Source organism: Streptomyces venezuelae, assembly GCF_008642335.1.
GTDB lineage: Bacteria > Actinomycetota > Actinomycetes > Streptomycetales > Streptomycetaceae > Streptomyces > Streptomyces venezuelae_F.
Genome location: NZ_CP029191.1, coordinates 897,010 through 923,280 on the forward strand (window position 1 = coordinate 897,010; position 26,271 = coordinate 923,280).

Below are 26,271 nucleotides of genomic sequence, written 5' to 3' on the forward strand. Positions count from 1 at the left end.
CCGCGGTTCATGTGCCGAGCATCCGGTTGAGTGCCCGCAGTGCCCGCACCCGGCCCCGGTCGGGGACCGACCACAGGGTCTGGCCGCGCAGGCCCCAGCGGGCGAGCAGGGCGTTCGCGGCGAGGAACCCCGTGGTGACGGCGCGCTCCATCAGGGCGGCCGGCAGGTCGGTGCGGACGAGGTCGCCCGCCACGGTGAGGGCCGGGTCGGCGGTGTGCACGGTGGGCCGGTCCTCGTAGCCGCCCACCGCGAACAGCGGGCAGTCGGCGCGCCATTCGTGCCGCTCGTCCACGATCTTGGCGTCACGCGTCTCGGGGTAGACGCGTTGCAACTGCACCCGCAGACGTTCCTGTTCCGCCGTCCGGTCGGCGCCGGGATCCACCGCGTACGCGTGCAGTTCGACGACCGAGCCGCCGGTCCGCGCGACCCAGCGCAGCGCCTCGCCCTCCCACCGTTCGAGGACGCTCACGTTGTCCAGCGGCCCGTACCCGCTGGTGCCGAGGAACCCCGGGCGGTCGGCGGCCACGGGCCGGTCGAGCCAGAGGCGGGAGACGAGGAAGGGCGGGGCGGTGCGCAGCCGCATGATCCGCTCGCGCCATGGGCGGTCGGCGAGCCGGGGCGAGCGGGCGACGACGTGCTGCAGGCCGGTCGTGTCGAGGGCGAGCACCACGGTGTCGTACCGGTCCCCGCCGTCCTCGGTGGTGACGCGGAACCCGCCGCCCGGCGCCGGCTGGACGCTCTCGACGGCCTGCCCGGTGCGGATGTCGACGCCGTGGCCGGTGAGGTAGGCGGCCAGGGGGTCCCAGAGGGCCGTCGGGAAGGGTTCCTGCGGTACGTCGAAGAGCAGGCCCTCACTGGAGCCGAGGAAGTAGATGTGGAACATGAGGGCGAGTTCGGCGGCCGAGAGCAGGCGCGGGTCGGCGAAGAAGCTGCGGGAGAACACCTCGAAGGCCAGGTGGTGGGCTGCTTCGGGGAACCGGATGCGTTCGAGGAGTTCGTGCGCGCTGGTGCGGTCGAGCCGCCGGTAGGTCTCGGGGACGCGGACGTCCATCAGGGGCAGGGCGGCGCGCGGGTTCATCCGGGCCAGGTCGCGCCCGCCGAACGTGGGACTGAGCGCGGCGAAGCCGAGCGCGCTCCACGGCGGGGTGCGCGGCACCTTCGCGAAGCTGTCCCTGAACCCCTTGCTGTGCTGCAGCGGATAGTCGGGCAGGCCGGTCAGCGCGGTGAGTCCCGGGTCGGTCCGGCGCAGCAGGCCGCGCAGGTTGTAGTACTGGCGGAAGAACGCGTGGAAGCCGCGGGTCATGGTCGCCGTGGAGCCGTCGGCGAGCTCGATGGGCCAGCCCGCCAGGCGGCCGCCGAGCTGGTACTCGCGTTCGTACAGGGTCACGCGGACTCCGCGTTCCGCGAGGGCCGTGGCGGCGGCGAGACCGGCGAGGCCGCCTCCCACGACGGCCGTCGTGCGCGTCTCGCCGCTCGGTACGCGCGCGAGTCCGGTCGGCGCGGGCCACACCCGGGCGCGGCGGTCGCGGCCCCGGCGGGGCGTCGCGTACGGCTGTTCCGTGCCGTTCAGGTTCATCGGACGGCCCCGCCGGAGCCGTCGGCCGCGGCAAGGACGGTGTGCACGATGCCGGTCTGCCAGCCGGGCATCGGCAGGACGCGCACGCGGTCGAAGCCCGCTTTGCGGGTGCGTGCGGCGAAGGCGTCGGCGGTGTCGAAGCCGGAGACGCTGCGGAACAGGTGGCGGTAGAGGGCTCCGTCGCCGGACAGGGTGCCCGCGGGCTGCACCACGGCCTTGCACACGGCCGTCCACACCAGACGGTCCGTCAGGCGTCCGCTGAGGGTGTACTCGTGCACGGCGAGGCGGCCGTGCGGGGCGAGCAGCGCTCGGACCACCGCGAGCACGGCGTCCGGGTCGGCGAGGTTGCGGAAGAGGTACGCGGCGAAGACCGCGTCGAAGGGCCCCTCCACGCCCGCCTGTTCGAGCCGTTCGGCGGGGGCGTGCACGAACGTCACGGAGGGCGGCCAGGGTTTGGCCGCCGCGCGCTCCAGCATGCCCGCCGACGCGTCGACCGCGACGATCTCGGCCAGCGGGGCCGCGCTGCGCAGCGCGGCGGTGGAGGCGCCGGTGCCGCAGCCGAGGTCGAGCAGGCGCAGTCCGGCGCCGCCGTTCGGCAGCCGCAGCCGCCGCGCGGAGCGGCGCAGGTGTGCGTGGTAGCCGGGGTTGGCGGCGACCAGCCGGTCGTAGGTGCGGGCCGCGTGGTCGAACGCGGCGGACAGGGTGTCGTCGCGCAGCACGGTCATCTCAGTTCTCTTTCCGTTCGGCCCGGTGTCGGGGCAGGAGGGGCAGCTCGGCCGCCGTGCGCAGCATGGGGCCCACGGGGGTGTGGAACCCGATCGTCACGTCCTCGCGGACACTGGTGCGGCCGTCGAGGAAGCGGAGCAGCCGTTCCATGGGGACCTCGCGGAAGAGCCGGGTGAAGAACGACGCGCCGCTCACCCGGCCGGTGTCCAGGGCGCGCAGCAGCACGGCGTCCATCGCGCGCGACCGCGCCGAGTGGGCGGGCGGCGGCTGCGGGGAGTGGCCCCGGTGGCAGGCGGCGGCGATGGCGCGCGTCTGTCGCTGGATGGCGGCGAAGGTGTACCCGGTCGAGGGACGGGTCGCTCCGCCCGCGGTGCCGATGCGGAAGACGGAGCGACCGGCGCGGCGCGGGAAGCGGGCGTCGGTCATGGGGATGACGCCGTGCTCCACGCGGTCGATTTCGTGGGCGCCGAGGGCCAGTTCGTCCGTCAGATACCGCGTCAGGGCTTGGTCGTACGCCTGGTCGTCGAGGACCTGGCGGGAGAACTCGGTGTACTCGACCAGGGCTTGGCGCGGGCCGGTGGGCAGGACGTAGACGAAGGAGAGGCCGTGCGCCGGCTGGGGCGTGCGGAAGTCCATGAGGTCCGCCACCCGCGGGTCGAAGGCGGGCCGGTCGGTCGTGACGAACCAGCCGTGGAAGTGCTGCAGCAGGGTGGTGCGGCCCGGGGGCAGGACCCGCGGCGGGCGCGAGTCGAACACCCAGCGGGCGCGCAGCGACAGGGGGCGTCCGCCGGGTGCGCGCGTGCGGACCTCGGCTCCGTCGCCGACGTCGCGGATCTCCTCGACCACCGCCTCCAGGCGGGCCACGTTCGGCTCGTCGGCGAGGCGGTCGCCGACGAGGGACTCGAAGGCGCCGGAACGCAGCATCTTGTAGCGCAGCGGGGCGGGCGAGGCGGTGACGGCGGTGCCGTCCGGGGCGCGGACGCGCAGGGTGTCCCAGACGGCGGTGAGGGCGGCGTCGAACTCGCCGTGCGGTTCCTCCCAGAAGCACCAGGTGCGCTCCGCGGGCTTCAGCGGTCCGGCGGGGGCGTCGATGAGGACCACCGACGGCGTCGGTCCTTCGGGGCGGTCGACGGCGAGCCGGTAGGCGAGCGAGAGGCCCGCCGCGCCGGCCCCCACGATGGCGATGTCCGCGTCCCGCATCAAACCCCTCGCCGGTCGTCCGCCCATGCCCATGCCCAGCATTCCGCACGGGATCGCCCCTTGGATGCACCGGACGCGCGCGAATCGCCGGTGACCGGTGCGGCGGTGGCCCTCTACCGGGGTCGAGCCGCACTCAGGAGGGTGATGGCGTCCCGGAGGCTGCCGCAGCGCGTGAACCCGGTGAGCGCGGACCGCCCCCAGCCCGGTCCGGACGGCAGGACGAGGGCGCGGCGGCGGGCCCCCGCCGGCCCCCACTCCATCGCCGCCACGCGGTGCGCCAGGGCCTCGCCCGCCGTGGAGCGGGCCTGCGACCACAGCACGACGGCCGAGGGCCCGATGCGCCGCACGGCGGCGACGAGTGCCTCCGGCGGTACGGCGGCGCCCAGCATGCGGGTGGGGACGCCGTTCTCGCCGAGGGCCGCGTTGAGCGCTTCCAGGGGCAGGGTGTGCTGTTCGTCCGGCATGCAGGCGAGCAGGACCGGCGGGGTGTCGAGGAGCGGTGCGGTGCGCGGGCGGAGCAGGGGGACGCTGCGCAGGGTGGTGGAGATGTGCCAGGACAGCAGGTGCTCGACCTCCACGTAACGGTCGTCGGACAGCTCCCACTTGCGTCCCACGGCGCGCAGCGTGGGCACCATGACCTCTTCCCACACGGGTACGAGGCCGTGCTCGCCGACCAGCGAGTCGAGCCTGCTCTGCATCTCCTGCGCGTCGAGGCGGACCGCGGCGCGGGCGAGGCCCCGGCACTCCTGGCGTACGTCGCCGAGGGGCAGGACGGTGCTGGCGTCGCGGCGCCGCCGTCCGGTGGCCGGCGCGCCGGGCTCCCCGGTCGTCTCCTCGGAGGCCGCGCGGGATCCGTCCGCCGCCAGACGTGCCGCCTCACCGGGCGGGATCCCACTGGCCGTGAGCCTGCACATGTGTTCCAGCACGGCGATGTCCTCGGGCGTCCACCGCCGGTGGCGTCCCTGGGTGCGGGCGGCGGGGCCCAGGCCGTAGCGGCGGTCCCAGCTGCGCAGGGTGGTCGGTGAGACGCCCAGGCGCCGGGCGACGGCTCCCGAGGTCAGCGCGGCCTCTGCATCATCCATGCCCTCCAAAATACGACGCAATACGACGCAGAATCGATGCACGTTGCTCGTGCGCCCGCCCGCGCGAAGGATCGGCGCCAGGCCGCCCGCCCGTCACGGACCACCCCGGGACGGAAGAAGCGGCCGCCCCGCCAGAAGGAGCAGTCGCACATGATCGCCAGTCAACCGGCCCCGGTCACCGAGAGCGTTCCCGCCCCCTCGGCGGGCCGCGTGGCGGGCCGCGACGAAGACGACCTGGTCACCGGCTTCGTGGCGGGCGACGAGGCCTGCCTCGCCGTCGTCCACCAGCGGTGGTCGGCGCTGGTGCACTGCGTCGCCCGGCGTTCGCTCGGGGACGCGCGGGAGGCGGAGGACGTGACGCAGCAGGTGTTCATCGCCGCCTGGCGCGGCCGGGCCGGTTACTCCCCCGGCCGCGGAACCCTCGCGGGCTGGCTCATCGGCATCACCCGGCGCAAGGTCGCCGACGCGCTGTCCGCGCGCAGCCGCCGGGCCGCCCTGGTCGACGCGGCGGGCGCGGCGCTCGCGGTGCGCCCCCAGGAGTCGTGCTCCCTGGACGGCGTGCTCGACCAGGTCCTCGTGGAACACGAACTGGCCCGCCTCCCACCGCCGCAGCGCAAGGTCCTGCGCCTGGCGTTCTACGACGACCTGACGCAGCCCCAGATCGCCGTGGTCACGGGCTGGCCCCTGGGCACGGTGAAAAGCCACGCCCGCCGCGGCCTCCTCCGCCTGCGCCAGGCCTTCGACCCCGCTCCCGACCGGGACACGGCCCCGCCCCGGGCGTGACCTCGGTCCGGCGGTACGAGGTCAGGCGGTACGAGGTCAGGCGGTACGAGGTCAGGCGGTACGAGGTCAGGCGCCCAGCAGGGATGTGCCGCCCCGTCGCTGGAGGGGGTGGGCCAGGTCGATCAGGGCCCGCTCCAGACTGTGGAGGTGGGCCAGGGCGGGTTCCACGATCGCGTGGGGCAGGTCGATGGCCTCGCCGAGCTGCGCCGGGGCCCCGTGCGGTGCCGTCAGGGACTCGACCGCGGCCTCGACACGGCGGCACGCGGCGGCCAGGCGGGCGTCGTGGGAGGCCTCCGGGTCCGCGGCGACGGCGGCGAGTCCCCGTATCTCGCGTGCGCAGTTGTCGAGCAGCGCGACCACCTGGAGGGCGCGTCCCTTCCGGGTCCGCAGCGGGCTGAACGGGTGCACGAGCGGGGCGAGGGACATGCGCACCCGGCCCAGGATCGCCTCCAGCTCAGCGATGCGGCCCGCGGGATCGGCGGATTCCGTGCCCGCGAGCCGAGCCGCCGCCTCCTTCGTGCAGTCGTGCACGCAGTGCAGCGCCTGCTTGATCCACGCCTCGGTCGTGGCGTGCGTCGTGATCGGCAGGACGACCAGCACGGCGAGGACCGCGCCGAGCGCGCCGATGCCGGTCTCGGCGAGCCGGAGGCCGAGCAGCCCCGCGTCCAGCACGCCGAGCAGGCCGTACAGCGATCCGGCGAGCACGGTCACCGAGAGCATCATCCACGTGTACGACACCGCGGCCGTGTAGAAGATCCCGAAGACGCCGACGGCGACGAGCAGGGCGCTGGGGACGGGCGCGCCCTCCAGAGGTACGACGAGGACGAGGCCCGCGCCCATCCCGATCAGCGTGCCGAGCACGCGCCGGAAGCTCCGTACGACCGTCTCGCCGCGCGAGGTGGTGTTGACGAAGACCCACCACGTGGCGCCGACCGCCCAGTACCAGCGCTCACCGGAGAGCAGTTGGCCCGCGGCGAGCGCGAAGGCTCCGCCGACGGCCGCCTGGACGGCCTGCCGGGTGGTGGCCCTGGCCAGCCCCCTGGCGGCGGGCGGGGCGGGCGGCACGACGCCGGGCGGCAGCCGCCGCTCGTAGCACCACGCCCCGAACCGCACGGTCGAGGAGGCGGCGATCGAGAGGAGCACCGCCGCGTAGAGCTGGGGAAGCTGGTGCATCTCCGTGTGGAGGAACTGGCTGATGAAGAAGGTCATGAAGGCGAACACGCCGAGGGAGTGCCCCCGAGGCCCCCACCGTCGCGCGTACACGCCGAGTCCCATGACGGCGAGGAACGCGCAGTCCCGCGCGAGCGGCGTGTCGTGGAGCGACGCCGCGAGCGCGAGCACGGGGAATCCGACGACGGGCAGCAGCGCCGTCGTGATCGCCTGCCCGCGCACGGTCGTGTCCGTGACGGTGAAGAGGGCCAGGAGTGCGGCCAGTCCTCCGGTGATCGCCGCGACGAGCGAGTGTCCGGCCAGGCCGCACACGACGACCGCCAGGGAGATGCCCAGTACGGCCCGCGAAGCGAAGCGGAGCCGTATCCGTCCCGGATCCGGCGCCACGAACACCCTCTTCAGCAAAGCTTCCCCGCCCTTCCGTGCACATCTCGATCTGCTCGCATGAAAAAGGCGCCGCGGAGATCCGCAGCGCCATCGACTGGACCATCAGACCATCCGATCACCATCTGGCTCAACTCAGCCTCGCACGGGTGGGCCATTGGCTCACTTTCGCGCGCCTATACCCGCCACGTCCGACGCCAACGGCTCATGCGGTCCCCCGGTCCGGCGACGGCTGTTGCAGGACGGTGACATAGCGGGCACAACGTACGTCGGCGGCCGTCCGTCTCAACAGTCGTGAACAGCCCGAATGGGAGATAGCGCACCTTCTCCTCCCATGTATCCACGGAAGGCACCCTCATGATCACCAAGCGGAACACCCTGCGCATGGCCGCCGTAGGCGTCATCGGCGCGGTCGCCCTCGGCACGGCCGGCACCGCCGCCATGGCCGCGACCCCTGCCGCGCACCCCGTCTCCGTCACACAGAAGGTCCCCGCGGCCAAGGCCACCACCGCGAAGGCCATCAGCGCGAAGCCCTCGGCGAAGTCCGTCAAGGCGTGGCAGCTGTTCCGCGTCACCGGCACCACGACCGGCCTGAAGCCGGGCAGCAAGGTGACGCTGCAGCAGAAGCAGCGCGGCCACTGGGTCTCGCTGCCCGCCTCCGCGCCCCTCACCCGCGGCGGCAGCTACTCCCTGGGCGTCAAGCTCGGCATGAAGGGCAAGAACGAGCTGCGCGTCGTCCAGGGTTCGACGGTCTCCGGCGCGTTCACCGTGACCGTGCGCTGACCGACGTCGTGGTGCGGGCGGGGCGGGACAGCAGGAGCAGGCTGTGCGCCTCCAGGGTGACTTCGGCGTTCGCCTTGTGTTCCGTCTCGTCCGCCACTCCCGTGGGCTCCGTGGTGTCGATCCGCGTCGACCAGCGCTCCCCGTACGCCGCGTCCGGCAGGTCGAAGACGACGGGCTCCCGGTAGCTGTTCAGCAGGAGCAGGAAGGAGTCGTCGACCACCGGCCTGCCGTGGGCGTCCGGTTCCGCGATGGCGTCGCCGTTGAGGAAGACGGCGACGGCGTGCGCGTCGCCGCGCTGCCAGTCCTGGTCCGTCATCTCCAGCGCGTCGGGCCGCAGCCACACCAGGTCGGGGAGCGGCTGGCCCTGGTGCGTGACGGTGTCGCCGCGGAAGAAGCGGCGCCGGCGCAGCACGGGGTGGGCGAGCCGCAGCGCGATGGCGCGGCGGGTGAAGGCGATGAGGTCGCGCTGCTCGTCGGTGAGGTCCCAGTCGATCCAGGAGAGCTCGCTGTCCTGGCAGTAGGCGTTGTTGTTGCCCTGCTGGGTGCGGCCGAGTTCGTCGCCGTGGGCGAGCATCGGGATGCCCTGCGAGAGCATGAGGGTGGCGAGGAAGTTGCGCTGCCTGCGCGCGCGGAGTTCGAGGATCCCCTCGTCCGCGGTGGGGCCTTCGGCGCCGCTGTTCCAGGAGCGGTTGGCGTTCTCGCCGTCCTGGTTGTTCTCGCCGTTGGCCTCGTTGTGCTTGTCGTTGTACGAGACCAGGTCGCGCAGGGTGAATCCGTCGTGCGCGGTGACGAAGTTGACGCTGGCGCGCGGGCGGCGGCGGTCGTGCTGGTAGAGGTCGGAGGAGCCGGTCAGCCGGGAGGCGAACTCGGCGAGGGTGTGGTCCGCGCCGCGCCAGAAGTCCCGCACGGAGTCGCGGTACTTGCCGTTCCACTCCGACCACAGCGGCGGGAAGTTGCCGACCTGGTATCCCCCGTCGCCGACGTCCCAGGGCTCGGCGATGAGTTTGACGCGGCTGACGACGGGATCCTGCTGGACCAGGTCGAAGAAGGCCGAGAGCCGGTCGACGTCGTGGAACTGCCGGGCGAGCGTGGCCGCCAGGTCGAACCGGAACCCGTCGACGTGCATCTCGGTGACCCAGTACCGCAGCGAGTCCATCACCAGCTGCAGGACGTTGGGGTGGCGCATGAGCAGGCTGTTGCCGGTGCCTGTGGTGTCGAAGTAGTGCGCGGGGTCGTCCTCGGCGAGGCGGTAGTACGACGCGTTGTCGATGCCCCGGAAGGCGAGGGTGGGTCCGTTCTCGTTGCCCTCGGCGGTGTGGTTGTAGACCACGTCGAGGATCACTTCGAGTCCGGCCTGGTGCAGCGCCTTGACCATGGACTTGAACTCGGTGACCTGTTCGCCGCGCGAGCCGTGCGCCGCGTAGGCGTTGTGCGGGGCGAAGAAGCCGATGGAGGTGTAGCCCCAGTAGTTGGACAGGCCCCGGTCGCGCAGGAAGCCGTCCTGGACGTACTGGTGGACCGGCATCAGTTCGATCGCGGTCACGCCGAGCGACGTGAGGTGCTCGATGACGGGCTCGGTCGCGAGGCCCGCGTACGTGCCGCGCAGCGCTTCGGGCACTCCGGGGTGCGTCCGGGTGAGGCCGCGGACGTGCGCCTCGTACACCACCGTCTCGGCGTAGGGGCGGCGCGGCGGGCGGTCGCCCTCCCAGGAGAAGGCCGGGTCGGTCACCACGGAGAGCGGGGTGTGCCCGGCGCTGTCGGCCCGCCCGGGTCCGTCGGGCGCACGCTCGAAGAGTGCGGCGTCGTTGTCCATCTGGCCCTCGATGGCCCGGGCGTACGGGTCGAGGAGCAGCTTGGCCGGGTTGCACCGGTGGCCTTCGGCGGGGTTCCAGGGGCCGTGCACGCGGTAGCCGTAGCGCCGGCCGGGGCCGACCCCGGGCAGGTAGCAGTGCCAGACGAAGCCGTCGACCTCGGTGAGGGTGACGCTGCGGTGCGTGCCGTCGTCGTCGATCAGGATGAGGTCGACGCGTTCGGCGACTTCGCTGAACAGGGCGAAGTTGGTCCCTTCACCGTCGTAGGTGGCGCCGAGCGGGAAGGGGGTGCCGGTCCAGGTACGCACGCAACTGCCTCCGTACAGGGGGAGATCGGGGAACGTCAGGGAACGTAGGGGCGCTCGGAGGGGTCGAGGCCGGGAAGCGGTGCGCCGGCCGCAGCCGCCCACCAGAGGGAAGCCGCGGCCGGTGCGCCGCGCCGCCGTGCTAGGCGGCCTTTCACACCACCGCGGGTTCCGCCTCCGCGGGCTCCGCTTCCGCGGGTTGCGCCTCCCCGGGGCCCGCGAGCGCGGCGAGGGGTATGGCGCGGGGCAGGTCGAGGGCCTCGCGCAGGCTGGGTGCGGGCGCCGCGGGTGCCAGCGGGGCGCGTTCGGGGGCGCGGACCCGGCGGGAGAACCAGATGATCTTGCCGTCGGTCGCCGGGAAGCTGCCCCAGCCGTCGCTGAGCGCGGCGATCTGCGTCAGGCAGCCCTGCGGACCGTAGTGGCGCTCGGGCAGTTCGCGGTTGGCGTCGGACACGGCGGTGATGAGGTGCTGGCCGTTCCACCACATCTCCACGACGGTGTTCTTGTCGGTTCCGTGCTCCTCGATCTCGTGGAGCAGGACCCCGGTGCAACGGCAGACGGGTTCGCTGAGAACCCCCAGCCCCCAATGCCGGAGATGCGCGGTCAGGATGCGCCTGACCTGGTCGATCCTCTCCGGGCTTACCTCGACCTCGAGGTGGTAGTAGCAGGGGATCGCGGATTTCATTGCTCTTGGCTCCTCTCGGCGAAGCTAGTCCGCTCCGCCTCGGCCTGACCGGCCGAGCCCCGAACACGCAGCGTGAGCACTGATCGCTTCTGAGTCAGTCTCAGGGTGCGAGCGCTACTCCATTTGCGCAACACGAGGCACATGCGAGCGCAGGTGCACCGGCATCGGCCTCATCGACTCCCGCATCGATCCCTTTAGTTGAATGCCTAACAGGACGTTGGGTGCTCATCCGTGCACGATGAGTCAGAAGGATCGACGAGCGAAAGGGTGACCAGCGTGAAGCTGCTGCCCGCCAAATCCGAGGTCGCACGGCATCTGCGTCAGTACCGGGCGTGGGAGCGGCAATTGCTCGCGCACCCCGCCGACCGGTCCGTGCGGATGCACTTCGAGGACACCGCGTACACGCTGTGCGTCCTGATGGGCGAGTGCAAAGCACGGGAGGCCGCCGACGCGGCCGAGCAGTATCTGCGGCCACGAGAGGCACGACCGTCCCGCACGACACGAGCACCACACGCGGCAACCCGTCGGCCTCAGCTCTCCCCGAGCGCCCCGGCCCCGGTCCGATAGCGACACCCGGCTCCCGCGGGGGCCGCCTGCACGCACGCCCGGCGGAGGAGGGACCGATGACGTCAGCTTCGGAGACGCCCCCTGCGGCCGTGCCCGTGCCGGTTCCCGTACCCGTCCTCGACGTCGGGCCCGCGGTCGACCGCGGCCGCCGCCCGGCGAAGGCAGTCCCCGGTGAGACCTTCGAGGTCACGGCGACCGTCTTCGCCGAGGGGCACGGAGCGGTCGGCGCCGATGTCGTGCTCCTCGGTCCCGGCGGGCGCCGCGGGCCGTGGACCCCGATGCGCGAACTCTCCCCGGGCAGCGACCGCTGGGGCGCCGAGGTCACTCCGGACGCCGAGGGCCGGTGGACGTTCCACGTGGAGGCCTGGACGGATCCCGTGACGGAGTGGCGGCGCGCCGCCACGATCAAGGTGCCCGCCGGCATCGACGCCGGGCTCATGCTTGAAGAGGGCGCGCTGTTGTACGAGCGGGCGGCGCGCGGCGCCCCGGAGGGCACGGCACGGCGGACGCTGCTCGCGGCGGTCGCCGCGCTCCAGGACGAGGAGCGGCCGCCGGGCGCACGTCTGGCGGCCGCGCTCGCCCCGGAGGTGGACGCCGTCCTCGCGCGGTATCCGTTGCGCGAGCGGGTCTCCCGTTCGCAGGCCATGCCCCTGCTCGTGGAGCGGGAGCGCGCGCTCTTCGGGTCCTGGTACGAGTTCTTCCCGCGCTCGGAGGGTGCCGTCGTCGAGGAAGGCAGGCCACCCGTCTCCGGAACGTTCCGCACCGCGGCGGAGCGGCTGCCCGCCATCGCGGAGATGGGCTTCGACGTCGTCTACCTGCCGCCGATCCATCCCATCGGCACCACCTTCCGCAAGGGCCCGGACAACGCGCTCACCGCCGGTCCCGACGACGTCGGTGTGCCGTGGGCGATCGGCTCGCCGGAGGGCGGTCACGACGCCGTCCACCCGGATCTGGGCACGCTGGACGACTTCGACGCGTTCGTGCGCCGCGCCGAGGGTCTCGGCCTCGAAGTCGCCCTGGACTTCGCGTTGCAGTGCTCCCCCGACCACCCGTGGGTGGAGAAGCACCCCGAGTGGTTCACCCACCGGCCCGACGGTTCCATCGCGTACGCCGAGAATCCGCCGAAGAAGTACCAGGACATCTATCCGATCGCCTTCGACGCCGATCTGCCGGGTCTGGTCGCGGAGACGGTACGGCTGCTGCGGTTCTGGATGGGGCACGGCGTACGCATCTTCCGCGTCGACAACCCGCACACCAAGCCCGTGGCGTTCTGGGACCGGGTGCTCGCCAAGATCAACGCGGGCGACCCGGACGTCGTCTTCCTCGCCGAGGCCTTCACCCGGCCCCCCGTCATGCGGGCCCTGGCCCAGGCCGGATTCCAGCAGTCCTACACGTACTTCACGTGGCGGAACACCAAGCAGGAGCTCACCGAGTATCTGACCGAGCTCTCGACGGAGACCGCGGCCTATCTGCGCCCGAACCTGTTCGTGAACACGCCGGACATCCTGCCCGGGTACCTCCAGGACGGTGGCCGCGCCGCCTTCGAGGTGCGGGCCGTGCTGGCCGCGACGCTCGCGCCGAGCTGGGGCATGTACGCCGGGTTCGAGCTGTGCGAGAACACCCCGGCGCGTGCGGACTGCGAGGACTACCTGCACTCGGAGAAGTACCAACTGCGCCCGCGGGACTGGGCGTACGCGGAACGGGCGGGCTACTCCCTCGCGCCGCTGATCACCACGCTCAACCGGGTCCGGCGCGCGCATCCCGCGCTGCGGCTGCTCAGGAACCTCCGTTTCCACGAGGCCGACAACGACGCGGTCATCGTCTACAGCAAGCGCTCCGGACAGGACACGGTCCTGGTGGTCGTCAACCTCGACCCTCACCACACCCAGGAGGCCACGGTCTCGCTGGACATGCCGCAACTCGGCCTCGACTGGCACGAGTCGGTGCCGGTGCGCGACGAGCTCACCGGCGAGACCTACCACTGGGGCAGGGCCAACTACGTGCGCCTGGAACCCGGCCGCGCGCCCGCGCACCTCTTCACGGTCCTGCGACCGTCCTCACCGTTGATCGGAGGGTCACCCACACCATGATCGTCAACGAGCCCGTCCAGGACACCTTCGAGGACACACCGGCCAAGGACCGCGACCCCGAATGGTTCAAACGCGCCGTCTTCTACGAAGTCCTCGTCCGCTCCTTCCAGGACAGCAACGGCGACGGCATCGGCGACCTCAAAGGCATCACCGCCAAACTCGACTACCTCCAATGGCTCGGCGTCGACTGCCTCTGGCTGCCCCCCTTCTTCAAATCCCCCCTGCGCGACGGCGGCTACGACGTCTCCGACTACACCGCCGTCCTCCCCGAATTCGGCGACCTCGCCGACTTCGTCGAATTCGTCGACTCCGCCCACCAGCGCGGCATGCGCGTCATCATCGACTTCGTCATGAACCACACCAGCGACCAGCACCCGTGGTTCCAGGCCTCGCGCACCGACCCCGAAGGCCCCTACGGCGACTACTACGTCTGGGCCGACGACGACAAGCAGTACCAGGACGCCCGCATCATCTTCGTCGACACCGAAGCCTCCAACTGGACCTTCGACCCCGTCCGCAAGCAGTACTACTGGCACCGCTTCTTCTCCCACCAACCCGACCTCAACTACGAAAACCCCGCGGTCCAGGAAGAGATCATCTCCGCCCTGCGCTTCTGGCTCGACCTCGGCATCGACGGCTTCCGCCTCGACGCCGTCCCCTACCTCTTCGCCGAAGAGGGCACCAACTGCGAGAACCTGCCCCGCTCCCACGGAATGCTGAAGCACGTACGTGCGGTCATCGATGCCCATTACCCCGATACGGTTCTGCTTGCCGAGGCCAATCAGTGGCCCGAGGACGTCGTCGACTACTTCGGCGACTTCGAAAAGGGCGGCGACGAATGCCACATGGCGTTCCACTTCCCCGTCATGCCCCGCATCTTCATGGCCGTACGCCGTGAATCCCGCTACCCCGTCTCGGAAATCCTCGCGAAGACCCCCGCCATTCCGTCCGGCTGTCAGTGGGGCATCTTCCTGCGCAACCACGACGAGCTGACCCTGGAAATGGTCACCGACGAAGAGCGCGACTACATGTACGCGGAGTACGCCAAGGACCCGCGCATGCGCGCCAACATCGGCATCCGCCGGCGCCTGGCCCCGCTCCTGGACAACGACCGCAACCAGATCGAACTCTTCACCGCGCTCCTGCTCTCTTTGCCCGGCTCGCCGATCCTGTACTACGGCGACGAGATCGGCATGGGCGACAACATCTGGCTCGGCGACCGCGACGCCGTGCGCACCCCCATGCAGTGGACCCCGGACCGCAACGCGGGCTTCTCGTCCTCCGATCCCGGGCGGCTCTACCTCCCCACGATCATGGACCCGGTCTACGGCTACCAGGTCACCAACGTCGAAGCGTCCATGTCCTCGCCGTCCTCCCTGCTCCACTGGACGCGCCGCATGATCGAGATCCGCAAACAGAACCCCGCCATGGGCATCGGCTCGTACACCGAACTGCCCTCCTCCAACCCGGCGGTGCTCGCGTTCCTGCGGGAGTACAAGGACGACCTGGTGCTGTGCGTGCACAACTTCTCGCGCTTCGCCCAGCCCACCGAACTGGATCTCCAGACCTTCGCGGGCCGCCATCCCGTCGAACTCATCGGCGGGGTGCGCTTTCCGGCCATCGGTGAGCTCCCGTACCTCCTGACCCTCGCGGGACACGGGTTCTACTGGTTCCGGCTGTGCAACGACCTCCACCCGCGCCGTCCGGCCGAACCCGCCGTGCGCCTCTGAAGGGACGTGTCGCATGCTCAAGACCGCAACGCAGTCGCGCGAAAGCCTCAGCCCGCCACTGCTGCTCGCGTCGCTCGCCGGGGTGCTGCAGAAGTGGCTGCCCGAACAGCGGTGGTTCGCCGGCAAGGGGCTGCCCGTCACGGAACTCGCCGTGGTGTCGATGACCGAGCTGCACCCGGGCTGTCTGCACCTGCTCATCCGCTCCCGGCACGCCGGGTCGCGCGAGGACTGCTACCAGCTGCTCCTCGGCGTGCGCAGGGACCTGCCGCCGCGCCTCCACCACGCCGTGATCGGCCGTCCCGACGAAGGTCCCCTCGCGGGCCTCACCGTGTACGACGCCCTGCACGACCCCCGCTCCGCCGCGCTGCTCCTGGAACGCCTGCGTACCCCGGGCACGGCGGGCCCGCTGCGGTTCGAACGCGACGTGCAGACCGTGGTGCCCCCGAACCTCACCGCCCGTGTCCTGGACGGCGAGCAGTCCAACACCTCGCTGGTGTACGGCGATTCCTTCATCCTCAAGCTCTTCCGCCGCGTCCAGTACGGCGTCAACCCCGACCTCGAAGTGCCGTGGGCGCTCGCCGGTCAGGGGTGCGCCCGGGTGCCGTCCCCCGTCGCCTGGTTCTGGACGAGCGAGCCGCGCAAGACGACGCTCGGCGTGCTCCAGCCGTTCCTGCGCGGCGCGACCGACGGCTGGACGCTGGCCCTTCAGTCCCTGGCCGCGGGACGGGACTTCACCGACGAGTCGTACGAGCTGGGGCGCGCCACGGCCGAAGTGCATCTGGCCCTGGCGCAGGTCTTCGTCCCCGACGTCCCGGACCGGCACGGCGGCCGGCACCTCGCCGAGGGGATGATGTCGCGCCTGGACACCACCGCCCGCCAGGTGCCCGCGCTCGTCCCGTACGTGTCCCGGCTGCGGGCCGCCTACGACGCGGTCGCGGCGCACGGTCCGGTGCGGCCGCCCCAGCGGATCCACGGCGATCTGCACCTCGGCCAGGTCCTGCGGGCCGGGCAGCGGTGGTTCGTCATCGACTTCGAGGGCGAGCCGGCCCGCCCGATCGCCGAGCGGCGGCGCGCGCAGGCGACCGTGCGCGACGTGGCGGGCATGCTCCGCTCCTTCGACTACGCGGCCCACGCCAGGCGGCCCTGGCAGCCCCGGTGGGCCGGGCGCTGCCGGGAGGCGTACTGCGCGGGGTACGCCGCGGAGGCGTCCTGGGACCCGCGGACGGAGGCCGGACTCCTGCGGGCCTACGAGACGGACCGGGCCGTGTACGAGGCGCTGTACGAGGCCAGGCACCGCCCGGACTGGCTGCCCGTGCCCATGGCGGCGATCGCCCGCCTCGCGGAGGGCCGCTGACCCGTCGCGCTCGCCGCCGCCCCCCTGTGCCGACCCTGTCCTGCCCCTGTCCCGCCCTGAGGAGACCTGACACCCGTGGTCATCATCGATACGTCCACCGCCGCCCCCGCGCCCGCCCTCCGCGCCGCGTACGCGCCGCTCGACGACGAGAGCCGCGGCCGTCTGCTCGCGGGCACGCACCATGACCCGCACTCCGTGCTCGGCGCCCACGCGGTCGCGGGCGGTGTGGCCTTCACGGCGCTGCGCCCGTACGCCGAGTCGGTGCGGGTCGTCGTCGAGGGGCAGGACGTACCGCTCCACGACGTGGGGGACGGGCTGTTCTCCGGTCTGCTGCCGCTCGACTCGATCCCCGCGTACGAGCTGCGGGTGACGTACGACGGCGTGGAGAGCGGGCTCCAGGATCCGTACCGCTTCCTGCCCGCCCTCGGCGAACTCGACCTGCATCTGATCCGTGAGGGCAGGCACGAGGAGCTGTGGAAGGCGTTGGGCGCACACCCCATGACTGTCGAGGGCGTCGTCGGCACACGCTTCACGGTGTGGGCGCCCAACGCGCTGGGCGTGCGGGTGTGCGGGGAGTTCTGCCACTGGGACGGCGCCGCCCACCCGATGCGGTCCCTCGGTTCGTCCGGTGTGTGGGAGCTGTTCCTGCCCGGCATCGGCGAGGGCGACCTGTACAAGTTCGACATCACCCGGCCCGACGGCACGCACACGCTGCGCGCGGACCCGATGGCGCGCCGGGCGGAGGTGCCGCCCGCGACGGCGTCCGTGGTCACGCGGTCGACGCACGAGTGGGCGGACGCGGAGTGGATGGAGCACCGCGCGGACCGCCCCGTCCACCGCTCCCCCTTCTCCGTGTACGAGGTCCATCTCCCGTCCTGGCGCCCGGGACTGACGTACCGACAGCTGGCCGACGAGCTGACGGCCTACGTCTCCGACGCGGGCTTCACGCACGTGGAGTTCATGCCGGTGGCGGAGCACCCCTTCGGCGGGTCGTGGGGGTACCAGGTCACCGGGCTCTACGCGCCGACCGCACGCCTCGGCACGCCCGACGACTTCAAGTTCCTCGTCGACGCGCTGCACCGGGCGGGCATCGGCGTGATCGTGGACTGGGTTCCGGCGCACTTCCCGAAGGACGACTGGGCGCTGGCGGAGTTCGACGGGCGGCCGCTGTACGAGCCGGGTGACCACCGGCGTGCCGAACATCCCGACTGGGGCACGCTCACCTTCGACTACGGCCGGACGGAGGTCCGCAACTTCCTCGTCGCCAACGCCGTCTACTGGTGCGAGGAGTTCCACATCGACGGCCTGCGCGTCGACGCCGTGGCCTCCATGCTCTACCTCGACTACTCGCGCGAGGAAGGCCAGTGGGGGCCCAACGAACACGGGGGCCGGGAGAATCTCGACGCCGTCGCCTTCCTCCAGGAGATGAACGCGACGGTGTACCGCCGCTGCCCCGGGGTCGTCACCATCGCCGAGGAGTCCACGGCGTGGGACGGCGTCACGCGCGCCACCCACGACACGGGGTACGGGGAGCTCGGGGGGCTCGGGTTCGGCCTGAAGTGGAACATGGGCTGGATGCACGACTCGCTGGAGTACATCCGGCACGAGCCGGTGCACCGCCAGTACCACCACAACGAGTTGACCTTCTCGATGGTGTACGCGTACAGCGAGAACTACCTCCTGCCGATCTCGCACGACGAGGTCGTCCACGGCAAGCAGGCCCTGGTGTCGAAGATGCCGGGCGACTGGTGGCAGCAGCGCGCGAACCACCGCGCCTACCTGGCCTACATGTGGGCGCACCCCGGCAAGCAGCTCCTGTTCATGGGGCAGGAGTTCGCGCAGGGAGCGGAGTGGTCACCGGACCACGGCCCCGACTGGTCCCTCCTCGACCCGGCGTACCCCGCGGAGCCGGACCACAACGGGGTGCGGCGCCTGGTGCGCGACCTCAACCACCAGTACCGGGACGCGCCCGCCCTGTGGGAGCAGGACACGGTGCCCGCCGGGTTCGCCTGGATCGACGCCGACGCCGCGCAGGACAACGTGGTCGCGTTCCTCCGCTTCGCCGCCGACGGGACGCCGCTCCTCTCCGTGAGCAACTTCTCCCCGGTCATCCGCCACGAGTACGCCCTGGGCGTCCCGGAGTCGCCGGGGGCCTGGCGGGAAACGCTGAACACGGACGCGGGGTGCTACGGCGGCGGCGACGTCCGCAACGCCGACCCGCTGCGCGCGTACCCGGAGCCCATCGGCGCCTTCCCCGCCCGCCTCCGAGTCACCCTCCCCCCGCTGGCCACGCTGTGGCTGCGCCCCGAGTAGGACTCAGCCCCGCCAACGCTGCGCGTACCCCTCCCGCAGGGGCCCGCCGTACAGACCGAGCACGTCTTCGACGGCGACCGTCAGCGGCGCGGGGTCGGCGTGCTCGGCCACGGCCCGGTGACCGTCCAGGAGGGCTTTGCCGCGCGCCGGATCCGCGCCGATGAGCCTGCGGGGCAGCCATTTGCCGATGCCCGTCCAGGCGTTGTGGTGGGCGGTGAGGAGGTGCGCCGCCTTGCCGAGCGCGAGATCGGCGACCGCGAGCTGTTCGTACCGCTGGTCCCGTGCCACGTCGGCGAGGTCGTCCATGAAACAGGTGAGGGCGTAGCGGTCCCGTTCGCGCTCCTCGGGGGTGAGGGGAGGCGGCCCGCCGGCGAGCACGGCGCGGGCTTGCGCGCACGTGCGGGCGAGGTGGCCGTGCGGGTCGAGCAGAGGCAGGCCCTCGGCGTAGACGAACAGGACCGTGCCGCGGCGGCGCGCCCTGTCCCACGCGAAGAACTCCGGCACGTCCGCGAGCGTGGTGAGGAACAGCTCGGCGGGGCGTCCTTCGTGCCGTATCACCTCGCGGCGGGTGACGTCGGAGTCGGGCAGGAGCACGGCCACGTCGAGGTCGCTCGTCGCGGCGGCGCGCCCCTGGGCGGCCGAGCCTCCGAGGACGGCGCCGAGCGCGTCGGGGAATCGCTCCGCGACGAGGCGTGCGGCCTGGGCGGTGATGCTGTGGTGACTGTTCATGGCGGGCCATCGTGCCACCGCGGGTGCGTGCTCCCGGTAAAGGGACCGTGCTGGTCCGCTCTTGCCCGGCACTGGTCCGCACCAAGAACCGGGAAAACAACCAATAGGTACAACCAACTGGTCTGAAGGGGGTCCACGTCGCGGACCGGGCGGGAGGAGCCTGAGCTCGTTCGTCGAAGCACGCAGGCCGGAAGTGACCGCTCCGGCAGGCCGGTCCCCGAGGGGAGTCCGAGGAATGGGACGTGGCAGGGCGAGGGCGGAGCGGATCGCGGCGGATGCCGCGGAACGCCTTTTCGCCGCGGGACAGTTGCTGCGGAGGGCGCCCACCACGCCCGACAGCAGAGCGGTGTTCCGCACCGATCAAGACGTCAACGACAGCCCCTACCGCGACCGTTGGGCGCACGACAAGGTGGTGCGCTCCACCCACGGAGTGAACTGCACGGGCTCGTGCTCCTGGCAGGTGTACGTCAAGGACGGCCTCATCACCTGGGAGACACAGGCGACCGACTATCCCTCGGCGGGAGCCGACCGCCCCGACTACGAGCCCCGGGGCTGCCCGCGCGGCGCCTCCTTCTCCTGGTACACGTACTCCCCGACGCGCGTCCGCTACCCGCACGCCCGCGGCGTCCTCGTCGAGATGTTCCGGGAGGCGAAACGGCGCCTCGGCGGCGACGCCGTCGCGGCCTGGGCGGAGCTCACCGGTGATCCCGACCGGCGGCGCCGCTACCAGTCGGCGCGCGGCAAGGGCGGCCTCGTGCGGATCGACTGGGACGAGGCGCTGGAGATCGCCGCCGCCGCGCACGTCCACACCCTCGAGGAGTTCGGCCCCGACCGCATCGCCGGCTTCTCGCCGATCCCCGCGATGTCGATGGCCTCGCACGCCGCGGGCGCCCGCTTCCACTCCCTCATCGGCGCCCCGATGCTGTCCTTCTACGACTGGTACGCGGATCTGCCGATCGCCTCGCCGCAGGTCTTCGGCGACCAGACCGACGTACCGGAGTCCGGGGACTGGTGGGACGCCGCGTACCTGATGCTGTGGGGCTCCAACGTGCCGGTGACCAGGACGCCCGACGCGCACTGGATGGCCGAGGCGCGCTATCGGGGCCAGAAGGTCGTCGTGGTCTCGCCGGACTACGCGGACGCCACGAAGTTCGCCGACGAGTGGCTGCACCCCCACCCCGGCACGGACGGCGCGCTGGCCATGGCGATGGGGCACGTGATCCTGCGGGAGTGTTTCGTGGAGCGGCAGGTGCCGTACTTCACGGACTACGCCAAACGCTTCACCGACCTGCCCTTCCTCATCGCGCTCGACGAGCCGGGGAGTGGCACACACGGCTCCGGCGCCCGCGTGCCCGGCGCGTTCGTCACCGCCAGGGACCTCGACCTGGCCAAGGACGCCGAGGCCGGCTCGCGGCGCTGGATGCCCGTCCTGTACGACGCGGCCACCAACCGTCCCGCCGTCCCCAACGGCACCCTCGGCGACCGCTGGGGCAAGGACGGCGAGGGCCGCTGGAACCTCGACCTCGGGGACGTCGAGCCGCTCCTGACCCTGCTCGGGCACCCCGGCGCGGAGCCGGCCGAGGTGGTGCTGCCCCGCTTCGACGAGGAGGGCGCCACCGTCCGGCGCACGGTGCCCGCGCTGCGCGTCGACGGACATCTGGTGACCACCGTCTTCGACCTGATGCTCGCTCAGTACAGCGTTGGGCGCGCAGGGTTGGGCTCCACGGCCGATGTTGTTTCGTACGAGGACGCCTCCACACCCTGCACCCCCGCCTGGCAGGAAGCGGTCACCTCCGTGCCCGCGCAGGCCGTCGTGCGCGCGGCGCGGGAGTTCGCCCGGACCGCGGAGCAGACGCGGGGCCGCTGCATGATCGTGATGGGGGCGGGCACCAACCACTGGTTCCACTCGGACACCATCTACCGGTCGTTCCTCTCGCTGCTGCTGCTCACCGGCTGCCAGGGCGTCAACGGGGGCGGCTGGGCGCACTACGTGGGGCAGGAGAAGGTGCGCCCGTACGCGGGCTGGCAGCAGGTGGCCACCGCGTCGGACTGGGTGCGTCCTTCGCGGCAGATGGCCGGGACGCCGTACTGGTACCTCAACACCGACCAGTGGCGGTACGAGAAGTTCACCGCGGACGCCCTGGCGTCGCCCACCGCGCCCGGCGCCCTCTCGGGCCTGCACACCGCGGACCTCTTCGCCCGCTCCGTCCGGCAGGGCTGGATGCCCTCCTACCCGACGTTCGGCGCCAACCCCCTGGACCTGGGGCGGCGCCTGCACGCGTCGGGGGCCGACCCGGCGGGCTGGGTGGCGGCCGAACGCGACGCGGGGCGTCTGGCGTACGCCTGCGAGGATCCGGACGACCCGGCCAACTGGCCGCGGGTGCTGACCGTTTGGCGTGCCAACCTCATCGGGTCGTCCGCCAAGGGCAACGAGTACTTCCTGCGGCACCTGCTCGGCGCGTCCGACAACTCGAGCGCCGAGGAGGCGCCGCAGGACAAGCGGCCGCGCGAGGTGACGTGGCGGGACGACGCGCCGCGCGGGAAGGTCGACCTGCTGCTCGCCCTCGACTTCCGCATGACGTCGACCACGCTCTTCGCCGACCTCGTGCTGCCCGCGGCCACGTGGTACGAGAAGCACGACCTGTCCAGCACGGACATGCACCCGTACGTGCACGCCTTCTCCCCCGCCATCGACCCGCCGTGGCAGGCCCGCACCGACTTCGAGATCTTCCACGGCCTGGCCGCCGAGGTGAGCCGCCTCGCCGCGGGCCGTCTGGACGTGGCCCACGACCTGGTCGCCACTGCCCTGCAGCACGACACCCCCGGCGAGGCACCGCCCGACGGACCCACCGGCTCCCGCTTCACCCTCGTGGAGCGCGACTACACCGCCATCGGCGACCGGATGGCCGCGCTCGGACCGCTCACCGGCGAGGAGGGCATCACGGTCAAGGGGGTGACCGTGCGGCCGCTGCCGGAGATCACCTGGCTCGGCACCCGCTGCGGCACGGCGACGCGCGGCGCGGCACGCGGGCGGCCGCTGCTCGACACGGACGTCAAGATGTGCGAGGCGATCCTCGCACTGTCGGGCACGACCAACGGCCGGCTCGCCGCCGAGGGCTTCGACCGGCTCGCCGAGCGCTGCGGCGCCGACACCGGCCTCGGCGAGCTCGCGGCCTCCGTGGCCGAGCGGCGCGTCACGTTCTCCGACACGCAGGCACGGCCCGTGCAGGTGGGCGTGAGCTTCGAGTGGTCGGGCAAGGAGGGCCCCGAGCGGCGCTACTCCCCCTTCACGATCAACACGGAGCACTTCAAGCCCTGGCACACCCTCACCGGCCGCCAGCACTTCTACCTCGACCATCCGTGGATCGCCGAGTACGGCGAGCAACTGCCGGTGTACCGGCCACCGTTGAACCTGCCCGCGCTCGGCGAGCAGCCGACGGGCGATCCGGACGGCGGGCGTTCGGTGACGGTGCGGTACCTGACGCCGCACTCCAAGTGGTCGATCCACTCCGAGTACCAGGAGAACCTGCTCATGCAGACGCTGGCCCGCGGCGGCCCCGTCATCTGGATCGGCGTGGACGACGCCGCGTCGATCGGCGTGGCCGACAACGACTGGATCGAGGCGCGGAACGCCAACGGCGTGGTGGTGGCCCGCGCGGTCGTCTCGCACCGCATGCCGCCCGGCACGGTGTTCATGTACCACGTCCAGGAACGCACGGTGAACGTCCCCAAGTCCGAGGCGACGGGGCGGCGCGGCGGCGTCCACAACGCGCTCACCAAGCTCCTGATCAAGCCGACGCACCTGATCGGCGGCCACGCGCAGCTCAGCTTCGCGCCCAACTACTACGGCCCCACCGGCAACCAGCGCGACGCGGTCACCGTCATCCGGCGCCGCTCCCAGGAGGTGCAGTACTGATGCTCCGTGACGGAGTCACTGTCGGCCGGGTCATGGCACAGGTGGCCATGGTGATGAACCTCGACAAGTGCATCGGCTGCCACACCTGCTCGGTCACCTGCAAGCAGACCTGGACCAACCGGGCGGGCACCGAGTACGTGTGGTTCAACAACGTGGAGACGCGCCCCGGCCAGGGCTACCCGCGCGGCTACGAGGACCAGGAGAAGTGGAAGGGCGGCTGGCAGCTCAAACGCGGCCGGCTCGTCCCCCGCGGCGGCGGCCGCGCCCGGCGCCTGGCCCGGCTGTTCGCCAACCCCGAACTCCCCGCGCTCGACGACTACTACGAGCCGTGGACGTACGACTACGAGACCCTCACCACCGCACCCCTCGGCGACGACGTGCCCACCGCGCGGCCGCGCTCGCTGATCGACGGCGGGCCGACCGCGGTGACGTGGGGCCCGAACTGGGACGACGACCTCGGCGGCGGGCCCGAACACCTCGCCGGTGACCCGGTGTTGCAGAAGATGAACGAACAGGTGCGGCTGGAGTACGAGCAGGCGTTCATGTTCTACCTGCCGCGGATCTGCGAGCACTGCCTCAACCCGTCGTGCGTCGCGGTCTGCCCGTCGGGCGCCCTGTACAAGCGGGTCGAGGACGGCATCGTCCTCGTCGACCAGGACCGCTGCCGCGGCTGGCGCATGTGCGTGAGCGGCTGCCCGTACAAGAAGGTGTACTTCAACCACCGCACCGGCAAGGCCGAGAAGTGCACGATGTGCTACCCGCGCATCGAGGCGGGCCTGCCGACCGTGTGCTCCGAGACGTGCGTGGGCCGCCTGCGCTACCTCGGCGTCATCCTCTACGACGCCGACAAGGTCGGCGAGGCCGCGGCCACGGAGCACGAACAGGACCTCTACCAGGCCCAGTTGGACTGCTTCCTCGACCCCGACGACCCCGAGGTGGCGCGCGCCGCCGAGGCGTCCGGCATCCCCCACGACTGGGTGACCGCCGCCCGGCGCTCCCCCGTGCACGCGCTCATCAGCCGCCACAAGGTGGCGCTCCCACTGCATCCCGAGTACCGCACCATGCCGATGGTCTGGTACGTCCCTCCGCTGTCGCCCGTCGTCGAGTCCCTGACCGCGACCGGGCACGACGGCGAGGACCCGGCCAAGCTGTTCGCCGCCATCGACTCGCTGCGCATCCCCGTCGGCTATCTCGCGGAGCTGTTCACCGCGGGTGATCCGGCGCCGGTGGAGGCGGCGCTGTGCCGGCTCGCGGCGATGCGCTCCCACATGCGGCGCGTCAACCTCGGCGAGGAGCAGGATCCCGCCATCGCGCGCGCCGTCGGCATGGACGCCGAGGAGATCGAGGCGATGTACCGGCTGCTCGCCCTCGCCAAGTACGACGAGCGGTATGTCGTCCCCACCAGCTACACCGCGCCGCTCCCCGGCTCCGAGGGCCTCGACGCCGGATGCAGCCTGGACGGGCAGGACGGGCCCGGCATGTACGATCCGGACGCCTTCCACGTCCCCCTGGGCGCACCGGCATCGGGCCCGTCGAGGGCCGGCAACGAGCCGGAGCACGCGGGGACGTCGCTGCGCGACCGGGTCAACCTCCTGAACTGGAACGGCCGCGGTCGCCCCGAAGGTCTCTTCCCGGGCGCGGAGGGCGACGCCCGGTGAACCGGGCCGTCGTCCACCAGGCCGCGTCCCTGCTGCTCGGCTACCCGGACCGGGACTGGCCGGGGCGGCTGCACGCCGTGCGCTCGGCGCTGGAACCGGTGCCGGGCGCCGACATCCGGCTCCTGCGCCGGTTCTGCGCGCGCGTCGACGGCACGGCGCCGCTCGAACTCGCCGCCCGGTACGTCGCCACGTTCGACCGCAGCCGCCGCCGCTGTCTCTACCTGACGTACTACACCGACGGGGACACCCGCAGGCGCGGCACCACCATGGCCGGGCTCAAGGCGCTCTACCGCGGCCACGGCTGGCGGCCGCCCGCGGACGAGCTCCCCGACTTCCTGCCCCTGATGCTGGAGTTCGCCGCCCGCACCCCGGACGCCGGGGAGCGGCTGCTCGTCGAGCACCGGCCCGCCCTCGAACTGCTCCGCTTCGGCCTCACCGCCTACGACAGCCCGTACGCGGACATCGTCGAGGCCGTCTGCCACACCCTGCCAGGACCGGGACCCGCCACCCGCGAGGCGGCCCTGCGCCTGGCCCGCACGGGCCCGCCCGCCGAATCGGTCGGGCTCCTGCCCTTCCCCCGGCTCCGACCGGTGCCCGATGCCCCGCACGCCGAGGAGACCTCCCGGTGAACCATCTGCGCATCGCCCTGTGGGGCGTCCTGCCCTGTCTCGTCCTCGTCGTCATGGTCACCGGCACGGCCTGGCGCTACCGCTACGACCGGTTCGGGTTCACCACCCGCTCCAGCCAGCTGCACGAGCACCGGCTGCTGAGCATCGGCGGCCCGCTGTTCCACTACGGACTGCTGTTCGTGGTGGCCGGGCACGCCGTCGGGCTGCTGATCCCCGAGTCGCTCACCGAACGGGTCCACGTCCACGAGTGGATGTACCGCGCCAACGCGCTGGTCGTGGGCGGCACGGCGGGCCTCGCCACCCTCGTGGGCCTGGCGATCCTCGTCCACCGACGCCTGCGCGTGCCCGCCGTGCGCCAGGCGACCGGCCGCAGCGACCGCGTCGTCCTGCCGGTCCTGCTCTGCGTGATCCTGGCGGGCCTCGTCGCCACGGCCACCACGCTGCGACCCCACTCCTACGACTACCGCCTCGGCGTCTCGGTCTGGTTCCGCTCGCTGTTCGTCCTCGACCCCGACGTCTCCGCCATGGCGGACGCCCCGCTCGCCTATCAGGTCCATGCACTGCTCGGCATGGCCCTGTTCGCCCTGTGGCCGTTCAGCCGCCTGGTACACGCCTTCACGGCACCGGTCGGCTACCTGGCCCGTCCCTACGTCGTCTACCGGTCGCGCGGGGTTCCTGCGGCACGCCGGGCGAGGGCGACGCGGCACTGAACACGGCACCATGCGCCAACTCCCCTTCCTGACACGTGGTGTTCACGCCACGACACCGCCGGGGCACGAA

At 72.1% G+C, this 26,271-nt stretch carries 19 protein-coding genes; 11 read left to right on the plus strand and 8 right to left on the minus strand.

What is annotated here, in order from left to right; translation table 11 throughout:
- Window positions 1–7: 7 nt before the first annotated feature.
- From DEJ49_RS03945 to DEJ49_RS03960, 4 genes are all read right to left on the minus strand, one after another.
- The gene (locus tag DEJ49_RS03945) at window positions 8–1,576 is read right to left on the minus strand and encodes an FAD-dependent oxidoreductase (protein ID WP_150182425.1); all 1,569 of its coding nucleotides are present in this window, start codon (window positions 1,574–1,576) and stop codon (window positions 8–10) included.
- Window positions 1,573–2,301: a class I SAM-dependent methyltransferase gene (locus DEJ49_RS03950; protein ID WP_150182427.1), complete on the minus strand. Its 729-nt coding sequence runs from the start codon at window positions 2,299–2,301 to the stop codon at window positions 1,573–1,575. The genes DEJ49_RS03945 and DEJ49_RS03950 overlap by 4 nt, the downstream gene beginning before the upstream one ends.
- Window position 2,302: 1 nt before the next feature.
- Window positions 2,303–3,502: a lycopene cyclase family protein gene (locus DEJ49_RS03955; protein ID WP_150182429.1), complete on the minus strand. Its 1,200-nt coding sequence runs from the start codon at window positions 3,500–3,502 to the stop codon at window positions 2,303–2,305.
- Window positions 3,503–3,615: 113 nt separating this feature from the next.
- Complete coding sequence (locus DEJ49_RS03960; RefSeq protein ID WP_150182430.1) at window positions 3,616–4,584, minus strand: MerR family transcriptional regulator; 969 nt, start codon at window positions 4,582–4,584, stop codon at window positions 3,616–3,618.
- A gap of 150 nt (window positions 4,585–4,734) precedes the next feature.
- Here DEJ49_RS03960 and DEJ49_RS03965 point away from each other — a divergent pair, with 150 nt between their 5' ends.
- The gene (locus DEJ49_RS03965; RefSeq protein ID WP_150182433.1) at window positions 4,735–5,367 is read left to right on the plus strand and encodes a sigma-70 family RNA polymerase sigma factor; all 633 of its coding nucleotides are present in this window, start codon (window positions 4,735–4,737) and stop codon (window positions 5,365–5,367) included.
- 66 nt (window positions 5,368–5,433) lie between these two features.
- Here DEJ49_RS03965 and DEJ49_RS03970 read toward each other — a convergent pair whose 3' ends face one another.
- Window positions 5,434–6,942 (minus strand): FUSC family protein, encoded by a 1,509-nt coding sequence (locus tag DEJ49_RS03970; RefSeq protein WP_150182435.1) that lies wholly within the window; start codon window positions 6,940–6,942, stop codon window positions 5,434–5,436.
- 336 nt (window positions 6,943–7,278) lie between these two features.
- Between DEJ49_RS03970 and DEJ49_RS03975 the strand changes: the two genes are divergently transcribed.
- Window positions 7,279–7,704, plus strand: coding sequence for a hypothetical protein (locus tag DEJ49_RS03975; RefSeq protein WP_150182437.1), 426 nt, complete (start codon window positions 7,279–7,281; stop codon window positions 7,702–7,704).
- Here the strand turns inward: DEJ49_RS03975 and glgX are convergent.
- Window positions 7,685–9,823: a glycogen debranching protein GlgX gene (glgX, locus tag DEJ49_RS03980; RefSeq protein ID WP_150182438.1), complete on the minus strand. Its 2,139-nt coding sequence runs from the start codon at window positions 9,821–9,823 to the stop codon at window positions 7,685–7,687. The two genes, DEJ49_RS03975 and glgX, sit on opposite strands and share 20 nt — an antisense overlap.
- A gap of 151 nt (window positions 9,824–9,974) precedes the next feature.
- Window positions 9,975–10,505 (minus strand): pep a2, encoded by a 531-nt coding sequence (locus DEJ49_RS03985; protein ID WP_150182440.1) that lies wholly within the window; start codon window positions 10,503–10,505, stop codon window positions 9,975–9,977.
- Window positions 10,506–10,772: 267 nt separating this feature from the next.
- Between DEJ49_RS03985 and DEJ49_RS03990 the strand changes: the two genes are divergently transcribed.
- The 5 genes from DEJ49_RS03990 to glgB all read left to right on the plus strand — a co-directional run bounded on the left by DEJ49_RS03990 (window position 10,773) and on the right by glgB (window position 18,559).
- A complete protein-coding gene (locus DEJ49_RS03990) occupies window positions 10,773–11,072 on the plus strand; it encodes a DUF5133 domain-containing protein (RefSeq protein ID WP_223832715.1) in 300 nt (99 codons plus the stop codon).
- A 56-nt stretch (window positions 11,073–11,128) separates the two neighbouring features.
- Window positions 11,129–13,162 (plus strand): alpha-1,4-glucan--maltose-1-phosphate maltosyltransferase, encoded by a 2,034-nt coding sequence (locus DEJ49_RS03995; protein WP_150182442.1) that lies wholly within the window; start codon window positions 11,129–11,131, stop codon window positions 13,160–13,162.
- Window positions 13,159–14,892: a maltose alpha-D-glucosyltransferase gene (gene treS / locus DEJ49_RS04000; RefSeq protein WP_150182450.1), complete on the plus strand. Its 1,734-nt coding sequence runs from the start codon at window positions 13,159–13,161 to the stop codon at window positions 14,890–14,892. The genes DEJ49_RS03995 and treS overlap by 4 nt, the downstream gene beginning before the upstream one ends.
- Window positions 14,893–14,905: 13 nt before the next feature.
- A complete protein-coding gene (locus DEJ49_RS04005) occupies window positions 14,906–16,246 on the plus strand; it encodes a maltokinase N-terminal cap-like domain-containing protein (RefSeq protein ID WP_150182452.1) in 1,341 nt (446 codons plus the stop codon).
- A gap of 75 nt (window positions 16,247–16,321) precedes the next feature.
- Window positions 16,322–18,559 carry a 1,4-alpha-glucan branching enzyme gene (gene glgB, locus DEJ49_RS04010; protein WP_223832716.1) on the plus strand — a complete coding sequence of 746 codons (2,238 nt, stop codon included), beginning with the start codon at window positions 16,322–16,324 and terminating at the stop codon, window positions 18,557–18,559.
- Between the two features lie 3 nt (window positions 18,560–18,562).
- Here glgB and DEJ49_RS04015 read toward each other — a convergent pair whose 3' ends face one another.
- Window positions 18,563–19,288 (minus strand): nucleotidyltransferase domain-containing protein, encoded by a 726-nt coding sequence (locus DEJ49_RS04015; protein WP_150182453.1) that lies wholly within the window; start codon window positions 19,286–19,288, stop codon window positions 18,563–18,565.
- A 235-nt stretch (window positions 19,289–19,523) separates the two neighbouring features.
- Here DEJ49_RS04015 and DEJ49_RS04020 point away from each other — a divergent pair, with 235 nt between their 5' ends.
- The 4 genes from DEJ49_RS04020 to narI are packed head-to-tail and all read left to right on the plus strand — an operon-like array spanning window position 19,524 to window position 26,201.
- On the plus strand, window positions 19,524–23,204 hold the full coding sequence (locus DEJ49_RS04020) for a nitrate reductase subunit alpha (RefSeq protein WP_150182454.1): 3,681 nt from the start codon (window positions 19,524–19,526) through the stop codon (window positions 23,202–23,204).
- Window positions 23,204–24,862, plus strand: coding sequence for a nitrate reductase subunit beta (gene narH, locus DEJ49_RS04025; RefSeq protein WP_223832717.1), 1,659 nt, complete (start codon window positions 23,204–23,206; stop codon window positions 24,860–24,862). The genes DEJ49_RS04020 and narH overlap by 1 nt, the downstream gene beginning before the upstream one ends.
- Complete coding sequence (gene narJ, locus DEJ49_RS04030; RefSeq protein ID WP_150182456.1) at window positions 24,859–25,491, plus strand: nitrate reductase molybdenum cofactor assembly chaperone; 633 nt, start codon at window positions 24,859–24,861, stop codon at window positions 25,489–25,491. Before narH ends, narJ begins: the two co-directional genes overlap by 4 nt.
- Window positions 25,488–26,201: a respiratory nitrate reductase subunit gamma gene (gene narI / locus DEJ49_RS04035; protein ID WP_150182458.1), complete on the plus strand. Its 714-nt coding sequence runs from the start codon at window positions 25,488–25,490 to the stop codon at window positions 26,199–26,201. Before narJ ends, narI begins: the two co-directional genes overlap by 4 nt.
- Window positions 26,202–26,271 lie beyond the last annotated feature (70 nt).